This window comes from Actinomycetota bacterium, assembly GCA_040905475.1.
Classification (GTDB): Bacteria; Actinomycetota; AC-67; order AC-67; family AC-67; genus DATFGK01.
Genome location: JBBDRM010000004.1, coordinates 1 through 13629, shown reverse-complemented (window position 1 = coordinate 13629; position 13629 = coordinate 1). Strand labels below are relative to the sequence as shown.

At 68.4% G+C, this 13629-nt stretch carries 15 protein-coding genes; 4 read left to right on the top strand and 11 right to left on the bottom strand.

Going from position 1 to position 13629, the window contains the following annotated elements:
- The 7 genes from WEB06_00505 to WEB06_00475 all read right to left on the bottom strand — a co-directional run.
- Positions 1–376, bottom strand: a 376-nt coding sequence (locus tag WEB06_00505; protein ID MEX2554095.1) for an NAD(P)-binding protein, incomplete at its 3' end; no start/stop codon positions are given.
- Positions 366–1130 carry a gluconate 2-dehydrogenase subunit 3 family protein gene (locus tag WEB06_00500; GenBank protein ID MEX2554094.1) on the bottom strand — a complete coding sequence of 255 codons (765 nt, stop codon included), beginning with the start codon at positions 1128–1130 and terminating at the stop codon, positions 366–368. The genes WEB06_00505 and WEB06_00500, both read right to left, overlap by 11 nt.
- Before the next feature lie 53 nt (positions 1131–1183).
- Positions 1184–1714 carry a DUF2889 domain-containing protein gene (locus WEB06_00495; protein ID MEX2554093.1) on the bottom strand — a complete coding sequence of 177 codons (531 nt, stop codon included), beginning with the start codon at positions 1712–1714 and terminating at the stop codon, positions 1184–1186.
- On the bottom strand, positions 1711–2970 hold the full coding sequence (locus WEB06_00490; protein ID MEX2554092.1) for an AMP-binding protein: 1260 nt from the start codon (positions 2968–2970) through the stop codon (positions 1711–1713). Before WEB06_00490 ends, WEB06_00495 begins: the two co-directional genes overlap by 4 nt.
- Positions 2967–4217 (bottom strand): hypothetical protein, encoded by a 1251-nt coding sequence (locus WEB06_00485; protein MEX2554091.1) that lies wholly within the window; start codon positions 4215–4217, stop codon positions 2967–2969. The genes WEB06_00490 and WEB06_00485 overlap by 4 nt, the downstream gene beginning before the upstream one ends.
- A gap of 4 nt (positions 4218–4221) precedes the next feature.
- A complete protein-coding gene (locus WEB06_00480) occupies positions 4222–5421 on the bottom strand; it encodes a cytochrome P450 (GenBank protein ID MEX2554090.1) in 1200 nt (399 codons plus the stop codon).
- Positions 5422–5428: 7 nt separating this feature from the next.
- Entirely contained in the window at positions 5429–6613 is a 1185-nt protein-coding gene (locus WEB06_00475) for a cytochrome P450 (protein MEX2554089.1), read from the bottom strand.
- A 68-nt stretch (positions 6614–6681) separates the two neighbouring features.
- On the opposite strand from WEB06_00475, the gene WEB06_00470 reads away from it, so the two are divergent.
- Together WEB06_00470 and WEB06_00465 are read left to right on the top strand one after the other, a co-directional pair.
- The gene (locus WEB06_00470; GenBank protein ID MEX2554088.1) at positions 6682–8265 is read left to right on the top strand and encodes an AMP-binding protein; all 1584 of its coding nucleotides are present in this window, start codon (positions 6682–6684) and stop codon (positions 8263–8265) included.
- A gap of 89 nt (positions 8266–8354) precedes the next feature.
- Entirely contained in the window at positions 8355–9728 is a 1374-nt protein-coding gene (locus WEB06_00465) for a hypothetical protein (GenBank protein ID MEX2554087.1), read from the top strand.
- A gap of 77 nt (positions 9729–9805) precedes the next feature.
- Here the strand turns inward: WEB06_00465 and WEB06_00460 are convergent, their stop codons facing one another.
- Together WEB06_00460 and WEB06_00455 are read right to left on the bottom strand one after the other, a co-directional pair.
- Entirely contained in the window at positions 9806–10999 is a 1194-nt protein-coding gene (locus WEB06_00460; protein ID MEX2554086.1) for a CoA transferase, read from the bottom strand.
- An 11-nt stretch (positions 11000–11010) separates the two neighbouring features.
- Positions 11011–11847, bottom strand: coding sequence for an enoyl-CoA hydratase (locus WEB06_00455; protein ID MEX2554085.1), 837 nt, complete (start codon positions 11845–11847; stop codon positions 11011–11013).
- Between the two features lie 89 nt (positions 11848–11936).
- On the opposite strand from WEB06_00455, the gene WEB06_00450 reads away from it, so the two are divergent.
- Positions 11937–12227 (top strand): toxin-antitoxin system HicB family antitoxin, encoded by a 291-nt coding sequence (locus WEB06_00450; protein ID MEX2554084.1) that lies wholly within the window; start codon positions 11937–11939, stop codon positions 12225–12227.
- Positions 12224–12655 (top strand): type II toxin-antitoxin system VapC family toxin, encoded by a 432-nt coding sequence (locus WEB06_00445; protein ID MEX2554083.1) that lies wholly within the window; start codon positions 12224–12226, stop codon positions 12653–12655. The genes WEB06_00450 and WEB06_00445 overlap by 4 nt, the downstream gene beginning before the upstream one ends.
- Before the next feature lie 8 nt (positions 12656–12663).
- On the opposite strand, the gene WEB06_00440 is transcribed toward WEB06_00445, so the two are convergent.
- Both WEB06_00440 and WEB06_00435 read right to left on the bottom strand, forming a co-directional pair.
- Entirely contained in the window at positions 12664–13041 is a 378-nt protein-coding gene (locus tag WEB06_00440) for a hypothetical protein (GenBank protein ID MEX2554082.1), read from the bottom strand.
- A 3-nt stretch (positions 13042–13044) separates the two neighbouring features.
- On the bottom strand, positions 13045–13629 hold a 585-nt coding region (locus tag WEB06_00435; GenBank protein MEX2554081.1), incomplete at its 5' end, for an acyl-CoA dehydrogenase family protein.

Below are 13629 nucleotides of genomic sequence, written 5' to 3'. Positions count from 1 at the left end.
CGTCGACCGGCCCGAGCATGGACAGCTTCGAGAAGTCGATGTCCCAGAACCGCGGCGTCTTCGCGTCCCAGTGCACCGTCCCGCCGCCGACGGTCGTCGGGAGCTGGTTGACGAAGCCGGTCGCGAGCGGCTCGGCGTCGGACGCGTGGCGCCGGTAGGAGCGGGGCTCGGCCTCGACGTCCGGGTCCTCGAACGCGCGGCCGGCACTCTTCAGCTCGTCGTTGGAGAACAGTGTCTTCGGCGTCGGGCTGGTGAGGTCGCGGAAGTAGTTGTTGCCCTTCTCGATGATGGCGACGTCGAAGCCCGCTTCGGCGAGCACCATCGCGGCGGTGCTGCCGCCGGGGCCCGAGCCGACGACGATCGCCTTATCGGCCATGCGCCCTCCGCTTGAGCATCAGCGAGACCGCTTGGTCGAAGTTCGCGATCGCGGCGCTCACCGCGAGGTCGAGCACGATCGGGTCGACGCCGTCCGACTCTCCGACCTCCGCCGGCGTGTAGCCGCGCGGCTGGGAGTCGCCCGGGTAGCGGATCTCGTTCCACCCCGCGAGCCCTTCGTTCCCGCCGTACTCCGGGATCGAGTACGTGCCTTCGATCGCGTGGACGAAGAGAAGGTCGAGGAACGGCCCGGCGTCGGCGAGCGCCGCGTCCTGATCATCGGTCGAGGCGCCAGCGAAGTCGCCGCCGGCCGCTAGGTCGAGCGCCGCGATCCCGGCGACGTACTGCTGCTGCAGCTTCGCGATCCGGGCGCGCCAGAGCTTCTCCTGCACCGGCGACAGATCCACGAAGCTCGCCATGTGGTTCTTCGCTCCGCCGGCCCGGTCGCTCCACGGACCGCCCGCGTGGATCCGCGGCGGATCGACGCCGAACGCGGCGAGCATGAGGTCGACGTACCGAACGACGTTGGCCTCACGGGCGCCGGGATGCCCGGCCTCGAGCGGGTCGTCCTCGGGGCCCGGGATGATGCGCGCGGTCGCCTCGCAAACGACGGCGGCCTGATGGTCGTCGAAGAACTCGAACCCTTGGGTCGCCGGCGCGGCGAGGGCGTCGGCCAGGGTCTTGCCGGGCAGCATCGCGGCGAGCGGCAGCATCCCCGCAGCCTGGAGGAAGCGTCTCCGAGAGAGGTCGGGCATAACCAGCGAGATTCGACGACCGGAGGGCGAACCCTGGCCGGGGTTCCGGTTTGTCAGCCCTCGACGGCGAACGACACGCAGGTGTCGCGCAGGCGCGGCATGAGGACCAGGAGCTCCTGGCGCCCGGTCTCCCCCTCGTACGGAAGCTCGTGCCCTTTCGCGATCCGGAACGACCGGAACGCCACGGCGAGCATGTCGGCGAGGTGGAGGCAGCCTTCCGAGCGCGGGAGGCGATCCTGACCCTTGACCTTCGGCGCGTAGACGTTGGTTCCGGCAAGTGGGACCAACGCCTCGACCGCCCGCGGGCAGGTGTCGTAGGGATGGCGGTTCATCCGCCCGGCCGCCTCGAGGATGAAGCCGTCGTTCGCTACCCGGAGCGCGATCCGCATCTCGTGGAAGTCGTCGTCGAGCTCGGTCAGCGACAGCGACTCGGAATCCCCGAGCTTGTAGATCCGCGTCCGGAACGTACGGTCGAAGTGGGCCGGCTCGCCGTCGTCGAGCGCTGCAAGCTCGTCCCAGCGAGACGCGGCCGCGCCGGCCTCGGCCGAGGTTCCGACGAAACGCGGACGAACCTCGTCGGTCATCGGTTCCGGCGATCCTCGAGGCGTTTCGCATCCGCCGGGATCGAGCCCGCCGGGACGGCCACGATCTCGGCCCGCAACCGCACCACCCCGCGGATGCCCTCGGCGATCTTGTCGCGGGCGGGGTCGTCGACCGCACCCTCGACCTCGATCGTGAACGTGTCGAGTCCGCGGTCGTCCGAGGCGATGACTCCTCGCCAGCGCTGAACCGCTTCGAAGCGCCCGAGCACCTCCGCGATCTGCTCCGGGTAGACGAACATGCCGCGGACCTTCGCGGCCTCGTCGATCCGGCCGAGGAAACGAACGCGTTGCGCCGTCCGGCCGCAGACGCACGGCGCATCGTCGATCATCGCCTTGTCGCCGTTGCAGAACCGCAGCAGCGGCCGGAACGGGTTGAACACGGTCGCGGTAACCTCGCCCGCCTCGCCGGCGGGGACCGGCTCGCCCGTTGCCGGGTCGGTGATCTCGAGGATCATGATCTCGGGGATGTGCATCCCGTCGGCCGCCCAGCACTCGAAGCACGGCATCAGGCCGTCGGCGGATCCGTAGATCTGCCGGACGATGCATCCGTAGTTTTCCTCGAGCTCGGCACGAAGGGACTCGGGAAGCGCCTCGGCCGTGCACAGCGCACACTCGAGTGAGAATTCCTTCAGCGGGTCGACGCCCATCTCGCGCGCCTTCTCCGCGATGATCTTGAGGAAGCTCGGCGTCCCTACGTACCCGGTCACCGGAAGCTTCTGGAGGATCTGGACCTGCAGGTCGGTGTTCGCCGGCCCCGCCGGCACGACCGCGCAGCCGAACGCGCCGAGCGACTCGTCGAAGTTAATCCCGGCCGGGGTCATGTGGTACATGAACGTGTTCGTGATGATGTCGCCCGGCCGGAATCCGATCGCGTGGTAAATCTTAAGAAGCGGGTTCGCGGTCTGCGGGATCGGCCCGTACGCGTAGAACTGCGGGCCCGGCGACACGAAGATCCGCCGCGCCTGGTTGTACGGGACGGTCATGATCCCCTCGAACTTCAGATCCTGGGTCTCGTGCTTCTTCGTCACGGGGATGCGCGCGAGATCGTCGAGCCCTGAGATGTCCGCCGGCTTGATGCCCGCGGCGTCAAGTTTCTCTTTGTAGGTCGAGGACCGTTCGTAACAGTACTCGACGGTGCCGCGCAGGATGCCGTCCTGCATCGCCCGCCGCGCGTCCGGCGTCATCGTCTCGGCGCCCTCGTCGTAGAAGCCTTGCTGGCGCTCCGGCGAGATGCTCACGGCTCGTCCACGACGCGCACGGGCTTGAACTCCGGCCGCGGGATCGAGCCGCGCGGCTGCATCTCGACGCGCGCCGGCACCGCGAGCTTTTCTTCGAGCTCCGCCGCGATTGGATCGCGCAGGGACGCGTCGCCCTCGATCCGGATCTCGAGGACGTCGTCGCCGCCCGGCCGGCGGACCAGCACGAACTCGAGCATCGGCGCCTTCAGCTCCGGGAACTCCTCCAGCACGACCCACACGTCCACCGGCAGCAGGTCGGTGCCACGGACCCGGACGTAGTCCTTGGCGCGGCCGTCCCACAGCATCCGCATGTGCGTCTCCCCGCACGCGCACGGTTCATGGTTGAGCCGGATGACGTCCTCGAGGTCGTAGCGCAGCATCACGTTGTCGCGACCGATCGTCGTGACGACGAGGTGACCGCGCGTCTGGTCGGGCTGCGGCTGTCCGGTCGTCGGGTCGATGCACTCGACGACGGCGAAGTCCTCGCAGATGTGCGCGCCCTGGAACTGCATGCAGCCGCCGCCGAGGAACGAGAAGCACTCGGCTCCCGCGGTTCCGATCGCGCTCTGGAGCACGGGATGCTCCATCCGCGGACGCATTCCCAGGTCCTCGACCGGCTTGAGCCCGAGCCGCTCGGCCGCCTCCCAATAGAGGAGCTGCGTGTTGTCGAACATCATGTACTGGTCGGGCCGCAACGTCTGGAACATCCGGACGGTCTTCTCGGCGTCCGCGTGGCTCGACGGAGCGCCGACCGGAGCGACCGTCGCGCCGAACGCTTCGAGAGCGCTCGACAGGATCGCGCCCCCGCCGTAGATGCCGAGCGGGTGGGAGTGAACGACGAGCTGTCCGGGCCGCGTGCCGTACCGCCAGAACATCCGCGCAGCGCCTTCGTGCTCGACCTCGAGGTCGCGGCGGCTCCATAGGATCATCGTGGGCGTGCCCGTCGTGCCGGTCGTCGTGCCGATCCGTACCGCCCCCTCACGCCGCTGATACGAGCCGAACGGCGGGTTCGCCGCCTGATCGGCGCGCAGCTCGTCCTTGACGGTGCGCGGCACGCGCAGGAGGTCGTCGGTTGTCTTGACGTCGTCCGGCGCGAGGCCGCCCGCCTCCAGCTTGCTGCGCCAGAACGGCAGCTCGGCCGCGCGCGCGACCGCCTCGCGCAAACGGTCGGCCTGCAAGGCCAGCAGCCGGTCGCGCGGCATCGTCTGGACCTCAGGGTTCCACAGCGCGCCTTCGGGCCCGGCCATGTGCTTACACTCCCGGCTCGAACCGAACGGGCAGCGAGGTCGGCGACCGGAACGCCGATCCGTGCACGTGCGGGTCCTTGTCGCCGGGCTCCAAGCGGAGATCCTCCAGTCGGTCGAGCATCGCGTTGAGCGCGACGGTCGTCTCGAGCCGGCCGAGGTGAGCGCCCAGGCAGAAGTGCGCGCCCCCGCCGAAGGCCAGATGGGGCGGCCCTTGGCGGTGGATGTCGAACCGGTCGGGGTCCTCGTACTTGGTCTCGTCGCGGTTCGCCGCACCCATCGAGACGATGACCGAGTCGCCCTTCGGCACCGCGACGCCGCCGATCTCGACGCCGTCGACCATGATCTCGCGCGCGGTTTGCTGGACCGGGGCCTCCCAGCGCAGCGCTTCCTCGATCGCGTCGGGGATGAGGCTCCGGTCCGCCTTGACCTCCTCCAGCTGGTGCGGGTTCGTCAGCAGCCCGAAGAGCACGTTGCCGAGCAGCCGGTACGTGGTCTCCGCGCCGGCCGGCAAAAGCAGCCGCAGGAACCCGTAGATGTTCTCGTCGGGTAGCCGCACGCCGTCGATCTCGGCTGTGGCGAGGGTGCTGATCAGGTCGTCCTGCGGGTTGCGGCGCCGCTCCTCGACGATCGGCGCGAGATAGTCGCGCAACGCCGCCGATGCGGCGAGCCCGCGCTCCACGTTGACCGCGATCGAGATCATCTCTATCGAACGCCGGAGGAACAGGCCGGAGTCCTCGGAGGGGACGCCGAGCATGCTGGCGATCACCTGGATCGGGAACCGGAAGTTGAACTCGCGTACGAGATCGGCCTCGCCGCGTTGGACGAACGCGTCTATGAGCCGCTCGGTTATCGGCTCGATGAGCTTGGTCTTCCAGTCCTCGAGGGCCTTCAGCCGGAACGCACTCGCCACCAACCCGCGATGGGCGAGGTGCTCGTGGCCGTCCATCGCCAGGATCGTCGGTCCGAAGACCATCACCATCGACTTCTCGAACACGACCGACGAGAACGTCTCGGAGTCCGAGAGGATCCGCGACACCTCGTCGTAGCCGTAGACGAAGTTCACCGGGTGGCCGAACGCTTCCACGACGTGGATCGGCCCGAGGCGCTGGAGCCGGTGGAACTCGGGATACGGATCGCGCACGTCGCCGACCGCCGAGTCGCCGAAGACGTCGATGTCTTGTTCCCAGACGTCGGCGTTGGTCACGTGACCCTCAACTGGGTGAGAAGAGCACGGGCACCGATGTCGGCGACCGGAACGCCCACCCGACCCAGTGCGGGTCGTCGCCGGCCGGATCCAGCCGGATGTCGGGGAGCCGGTCGAGCACAACGTTGAGCGCCACGTGCGCCTCGAGCCTCGCGAGATGCGCGCCGAGACACATGTGCGCTCCTTCGCCGAACGCGACGTGGCCCTGGTGCTTGCGGGTGATGTCGAAGCGATCCGGATCGTCCCAGCGGTCGGGGTCTCGGTTCGCAGAGCCGAGCACGGACGTGACGCCGGCGCCCTTCGGGATGGGGATCCCGGCGAGCTCGGTGTCCTCGTTGGCCTCGCGGGCCGCGAACTGCACCGGCGACTCCCAGCGCAGCGCCTCCTCGACGGCGCCGTGGACGAGCGATCGGTCGGCCCGCACCGCCTCGAGCTGCTCGGGGTGGGACAGCATCGCGAGCATCAGCGTCCCGACGAGGCGGTAGGTCGTGCTCTGCCCGGCGGGGATCAGGAGCCGGATGAAGCCGTGGATCAAGCCCTCGGTCAGACGCTCGCCCTGGAGCTCCGCCGTTACGAGCTCGCTCACGAAGTCGCCGTTCGGCTCGGCTCGGCGCTGCTCGATGATCGGCGCGAAGTAGTCGTGGACAGCCTTGGTGGCGGCGACGCCCCGGTCCCAGTCCACGGAGAGCCGCTCGAGGTCGATCGCCCAGCGTCCCCACGACTCGTAGTCCGTCAGCGGGATCCCGAGGAGCTTGGCGAAGACCCGCACGGGGAACTGCCAGGCGAACTCGCGCACGAGCTCGGCGCTCCCCCGCGCAGCGAAGCGATCGATCACCTCGTGCGCGGTGGGACGGATCAGGTTCTCCTCCCAGGTCTTCACGACCGTCGGCCGGAACGGGTGGGCGATCAGACCGCGCGCCTGCTGGTGCCGGGGGCCGTCCATCTCGAGGATGGTCTCGCCGAGGAATGGCCGCATCAGCGCGCCGTTGATCCGGGCGGAGAAACGCTCGCCGTCGCGCAGGACGCGCTCGACGTCGGCGTGGCGGTACACGCGATAGACCTGGATGCCGAGGTGATCCTCATGAAGGACGCCGTCGCGCCGGCCCCGCGCGTAGCCCGAGTACGGGTCGCGCAGATCGCCGTAGTTCTGGACGACGGGATCGAGCTCGTCCACGAGCGGGGAGTCGGGCATCGTGGCGTCATCATCGGTCTGACGCTCATGTCAGGTCAAAACGGAGCGAGCGCGATACGCTGCCGCGAATGGACCGAACCGGGCTCGGAGATCGCTATCGTCGCGAGGGCCATTGGAGGCGTGAGACGCTTCCCGCCCGCGCGGCCGCGGTCGCGTCGTCCGCCGGAGAGCTGCCGGCCATCGTCGACGGCGACCGGCGGGTCGGCTTCGCGGAGGCGCACACGCTGATCGAGCGCCTCGCCGGTCACCTGACCCTGCTCGGCGTGGACCCCGGCGACGTCGTCTCCTGGCAACTGCCGAACTGGTGGGAAGCGGCGATCGTGCACCAGGCGATCCTGCGCGTCGGCGCGATCCCGAACCCGATCAACCCGATCTTCCGGGCGCGCGAGCTGCGGTACGTGCTCGCCGAAGCCAAGCCACGCGCGCTCTTCGTCCCAAAGGTGTTCCGGCGGTTCGACCACGCCGCGCTGGGCAAGCGCCTGCAGGAGGAGAAGCTCGTCGAGCACCTGGTGACGGTGCGCGGCGAGATCATGTCCGCGTTCGCGCTCGGCGAACTGTTCGAGGAGCCGGACGTTTCTCCGCCCACTCCCCTGTCGCGTCCGTCCGATCCCGCGCTGCTGCTGTACACGAGCGGCACGACCTCGAACCCGAAAGGCGTTCTCCACTCGCACGAGACGCTGCTCTACGAGATCGACTCGCTCCGCACCGTGCACGGGATCACGCCGTCGGACTGCTACCTCGGCGGCTCGCCGGTCACGCACATCGCCGGGCTCGTCTACGGACTGCTGATGCCGTTCGCGCTCGGAACCCGGACCGCGCTGCTCGAGCGCTGGGACGCGGGGCGGGCGCTCGAGCTGATCGCGTCCGAGCGGGCGACCTTCCAGACGGGAGCGCCGACGTTCCTCCAGACGCTGGCCGATCATCCGGCCGCGTCGAAGGCCGACCTGTCGTCGTTCCGGATGTTCTCGACCGGCGGCGCCAGCATCTCGACCGAGATGATCCGCGCCGCGGAACGGAAGCTCGGCTGCATCGTGAAGCGCGCGTACGGCTCGACGGAGGTTCCGACCCTGACCGCGACCGCCTTCGAAGATCCGGAGGAGATGCGGCTCGGGACCGACGGCCGGGTGATCGACGCGGCCGAGATGCGGATCGTGTCACCGGAGGGGTCCGACGTCGAAGTGGGGGGCGAGGGCGAGATCTGGGCGCGCTCGCCGGAGGTCTTCTGTGGATATCGCAACGTCTCGCTCAACGACGGGTGCTTCACCGACGACTGGTTCCGGACGGGCGACCTCGGTCGCGTCGACGCCGATGGCTACCTCCGCGTCACCGGCCGGCTCAAAGACATCATCATCCGCGGCGGCGAGAACATCAGCGTGAAAGAGATCGAGGATCTGCTCGCCGAGCATCCCGCGGTTGCCGACGTGGCGATCGTGGGGATGCCCGACCCGGTGCTCGGCGAGCGCGCCTGCGCCTTCGTCTCGCCCCGCAAGGGCGCGACGCTGACGTTCGAGGAGATGGCGAGCTATCTCGAGTCGCGGGAGATCGCGCGGCAGAAGATCCCCGAGCGGCTCGAGGTGCGCGCCAAGCTTCCGAAGACCACGAGCGGAAAGGTTCTGAAGCAGGCGCTGCGCGAGGACCTCGACCGCAAGTGAGCTGCATCTCCTGCCCCACGCGGGCAGGGACCGCAGGGGCAGGCGGCGAAGATGTTCAGATCACGGACCACCAAACCGGGAGGAAGCACGTGCGGAACACCAGGATGCTCGGAACGGCTCTGGCGTTCGTCATCGTCGCGGCGGTCGCGCCGGCGGGGTTCGCGGCGTGCGACGACTACACATGCCCGGAGTACGCCCAGGCGGACCTCGAGAACATGCTCGGGTCCATCGGACGCCTGCCGGATCAATACCTCGACGTCGAGCGATCCCTCCGGTTCCGCGAGAAGGCGCACGAGATCTACCTGCGCGATCTGGTGGAGCAGCTGCAGGATCCGACCCACCCGGCGCTCTCGGCCGGCGCTTTGCTTCCCGGCGGCATGATCGGCGACATCGACACGTGGCCGACCTACGAAGACTGGGTTGCCTCGGGCCGCGCGAAGCCCGTCCGCTTCCGTCGCAGCACCGGCGCATTGATCCGCGGACACGTCTGGCGGCCGGCGCTCGAGCTTCCCGGGCCGTTCCCGGCGATCTCGATAACGCCGGGGAGCGTGCAGGCGCCGGAGCCGGCCTACTGGTGGGCGGCCGAGCTCCTCGCCGAGGCGGGCTACGTGGTCCTGACCTTCGACGCGCAGGGGCAGGGCCGATCTGAGACGTTCGGTCACGAAGACGACGGTAGCGAGTCGATAACGTTCGACGGCTTCCCCTCCCAGCAAGCGGTCAACTTCCACGACGCCACGGTCGAGGCCGTCGAGTTCCTCCTCTCGACGCCGACGGACCCGAACCCGTACGCGTTCGATGCGGACGCGGCGGACGGTTACGACGTGTTCAACCCATTCGGGTCTCTCATCGAGTACCTGCCGGACGGCTTCGCAAACGTCGGGCTCGCCGGGCATTCCTTCGGCGCGAGCGGCGTCACGCTCGCGCAGGACCCGGCGGAGAACCCAACGAACTGGCAGCACATCCGAACGATCGTGGCGTGGGACAACCTGAGTCCCGACTACACGCCGCGCGTTCCGGCGATGGGCCAGAACGGCGAGTCGTTCACCGAGCCGTCGATCAACCTGCAGCGGCCCGATCCCGAGGAGAACAAGTCTGCGTTCAACGCCTGGCGCGCGGCCGGTATCGACACGATGCAGATCGCGCCCCGTTCGGCGTCGCACCTCGAGTGGTCGTACATCCCCCAGCTACCCCTCGCGTCGTCGAGCTGGGGTCAAGGGATCGCCGCGTATTACACGCTGGCGTGGTTCGACAAGTACCTGTCGCAGCATCCGACGTCCGACGCGCGGCTGCTCACCGATGTGTTCAACCAGCCGGCGAACACCAACTGCGGCGGCAACGACGACTGCTACTCGATCTACTTCAAGTCGGCCTACAACTTCCACGACGCCGGTGGAGCGCTCCACGCCTGCGACGACATGGCGCACATCGCGGACGCAACGCCCTGCCCCGATACCGACGCCTGACGCCCCTTCGTGTTGCGTTCCAGGGCGTATAACGCCCGCAAACGCAACGGTCTGCTCCTACTCGGGTCTAGGACACTTTAGATCACGCCTTCGGCTCGCAGGGCGTCGATCTCCTGGTCGCCGAGACCGAGGAGAGCGCGGAGGACCTCTTCGGTGTGTTGGCCGAGGCGAGGCGCGCCGTGCGTGACGCGGAGCGGCGTGCGGTCGAGCCGCGGCACCGGCGCCTGCTGACGAACCGCGCCGAGCACGGGATCCTTGACGTCGATCACGGCGCCGCGAGCCTGAACCTGGGGATCGGCGACGATCTCGTCTATCCCATAGACGCCCGTGACCGGGACCTGGTGCTCGATGAGCGTTCGCTCGATGTCGTCCAGGGGTCGCGCAAGGCACCATTCCGCGACGATCTCGTTGATCGCGTCGGCGTTCGCCGCGCGATCCGCGAGCGTCGCGAAACGGGGATCGCTCGTAAGGTCCGCTCGTCCCATCGCCGCGCACAGCCGCGGGAAGAGCACCTCGCCGGCGGCCGCGATGCACACGTATCGGCCGTCTGAGGTGGGGTAGTTGTCGAGCGGCGCGGAGTTCGGCAGCCGGTTCCCCGTTCGCTCCCGGACGATCCCGAGCCGGTCGTGCGCGGCAACGGTCCACTCCATGACCCGCAGCACGCTCTCGTAGAGGGCGAGCTCCACCTGCTGTCCCTCGCCGCTGCGCACCCGTTCGGCGAGCGCCGCGAGGATCCCGATCGTGTTGAAGAGCGCCGTGAGGTAGTCGGCGATGATGACGCCGGGGCGGACCGGCGGGGAATCGGGGAAGCCGGTTATGCCGAGGAGACCGCCGAGCGCGATCCCGTTGCGGTCGAGCCCGGGGCGGTCGCGGTACGGGCCGTCCTGTCCGTACACGCTGACCCTGCTCACGATCAATCTCGGATTCAGCGCCCGCAGGTCGTCCGGCGCGAGGTTCCACCGCTCGAGCGTCCCCGGCTGGAAGTTCTCCACGAGCACGTCCGCATGCGTGACCAGCGCCCGCACGAGCTCCTGCCCCTTCGGCTTGGAAAGATCGATCGTGACCGAGCGTTTCCCGCGTCCTTCAACCGCCCAGAACAGCGACACGTCGCCGTCGAACGGTGGGATCGACCGTAAGAAGTCGCCGGTTCCCGGCTGCTCGATCTTGATCACGTCGGCGCCGAGCTCGCCGAGCAGCGTCGCGGCGAACGGTGCGCCTATGCGGGTGCCGAGGTCGAGGACGCGGATGTCGTCGAGCGCGCCCGGCCCCATCCGAGAGAGAGCTACTTCTCGAAGTCGGCGTCGCGATCGCGGAGAAGCTCCTTCATGGAGCCCTTCTGCTGGCGTTCCCAAAGCGCGTCGAGCGACGTCTTCGTGTTGTGCTGGAACTGGTGGATCATGAAGTGGTACTCGAGCGCGTTGCGGTACCCGGCGAGATCCATCGCGTGATTCACCGAGCGCTTGACGTTCTGGACGGTGACCGGCGGCATCTTCGCGATGCGCTCGGCGAGCGCGAGGGTTTCTTCTTCCAGCTTGGCGAGCGGCACGACCCGGTTGATGAGCCCGAGACGGTGGGCCTCCGCGGCGTCGATCTCGTCGCCGGTCCAGAGGAACTCCTTGGCTTTGCGCGGGCCGAGATCGGCGAACTCGACCAGCGTCTCGACGCCTGCGCCGGTCATTCGCAGGACCGGGTTCTGGAAGACGGCGTCGTCCGCGGCGACGATCAGGTCGCACATGCACGCGACCATCAGGCCGCCGGCGATGCACTTGCCCTGCACCATCGCGATCGTCGGCGTCGTGAGGTCGCGGATCGCCATCGACTTGTCGAAGTACATCTTGCGCTCGTGCTCGAACTTGCCTTCGGGGGTTTTCCGTTTCTCGTGCCACTCGTCGGTCGCGGCCTCGCCGACGTAGGCCTTGAGGTCGTGCCCGGCAGAGAAGTGAGGCCCGGCGCCGGCGATCACGATGACGTTGACCTCGGGATCGCGGTCGGCGGCGTGGAGCGCCTCGTCCAGCTCGGTGAGGAGGGCGGCGTTCTGTGCGTTGCGTACCTCGGGCCGGTTCATGGTGACGAGCTCAACCGCACCGCGGCGCTCGACGAGGATCGTCTGGTAGCCCATGTCGGCAGGGATTGTACGGCCCGCGAGCCTCGCTACGGTCGTTCGGATCGCGATGATAGCGCCTGTTAACAGAGTGATATCATGACGTCATGAGACAGCTCATCACCCGCATCGATGAGGCACTCCACGACCTTTTGCGAGCGCGGGCGGCTTCGGAGGGCCGTTCGGTCAACGCCCTGGTCACCGAAGTGCTCACGGCCGCCGTGACGAAGCAGGATGAACGCGCCGCCTTGCGGGCCCGTCTCCGCGCCGCGGGCCTCTTGGTTAAGCCTCCGCAGCCGAAACGACGTCCACCGTCGCTCGACGCGGTGATCGCCTCGACACGTGGTTCGGGAACGGCCGTGAGTGAAGCACTCGAGGCGGACCGCGACGGTCGTTGAGCTTCGTTTACGCGGATACCAGCGCCCTCGTCCGCGCCTATCTAGCCGACGAGCCCGGCCATGCCGAGCTGCGCCGGTTCCTCCTGGACGGCTCCGATCTGGTGACGTGCAGCGAACTCGCTCGGGTCGAACTGGCCGGAGCCGTCCGCTCGGCCGAGCGATCCGGCCGGCTACCGAGTCCTTCCGACGTTCTCGACCGCTTCGATGTCGACTGCGTGAGCCGAGTTGCGCTCGTGCGATTCGACGCAGGAACCGTGCTTCCCACAGCAAGGGCGCTCGTCCTTGCTCACCGATTGAGAACGCTAGACGCGCTGCACCTCGCCGTCGCCGTCGAGGCTGCTCTCGCCGTCGGCGAGGCCCTCGTCTTCGTGACACGGGACAGGGACCAAGCAGACGTTGCAAGGGCTCTCGGATTCGACGTCCGCTGACGGGCCGGTCAGCGGGCCAGATCTCGGGGTTGGATCTTGCCGCCCTTGGCGAACAGGGCTATCCCGGTGAAGAGCAGTACGAAGAATCCGGCAATGCTCGCCACCAGGGTCCGCGCCCGCGCGCGCTCAACGCAGATCCGGCGTGGGTCTTCGTCCGGCGTGTCGAACGCCATCCCGCGTGATATCTCGCTGAGGGCCCCCTCGCAGCGCACCTCTGTTTGCTGGACCGCTTTGTTCGCCGGCCTTCCGACGAACGGGCGGAACAAGAGCGGCACGAGGAACGCGGCCAGGACGAGCACGCCGATCGCGAGGATGATCGCCCACCCCCACCGGCTCTCGAAGGCCTCGGCGATGCGCCAACGGACCGGGCGCCGCGCTGTTTCCATCGGTCAACCTCTCGGCTCGCGTGGGAGCCCAAGGATCCGCTCCGCGATGATGTTCCGCTGGATCTCGCTCGTGCCTCCGGCGATCGAGGCGGCGCGCGACCAGAGCATCCCGCGCGCCCAGCGACCGCGATCGACCGCCGTCTCGTCTTCCGGCATCACCAATCCGTCCCAGCCGAGGATCGAGCCGGCGTTCTCGTAGAGGCGCTGGCTCATCTCCGACCAGAACAGCTTCACGATCGAGGACTCGGGGCCGATCTGCTCGCCGCGCGCCAGCCGCGACAGCGTGCGGCCGTTGTGGAGCCGGAAGATCTCCACGTCCATCCACGACTGCGCCAGCTTCTGACGAACGAGCGGGCTCGCGGTGTCGCCGCGCTCGATCGCCCGGCGCCAGAGGAGGTCGCGCGCGACCTCGTGAAGGACCTGCTCCTTCCACACGAAGCTCGTGCCGCGCTCGTTCGCCAGGGTCGTCCCGGCGACGCGCCAGCCTTGATTCGTGTCGCCGATGATGTTCTCGGCAGGCACGGGCACGTCGTCGAAGAACACCTCGTTGAACTCGCTCTCGCCGGTTATCTGGCGGAGCGGCCGGAT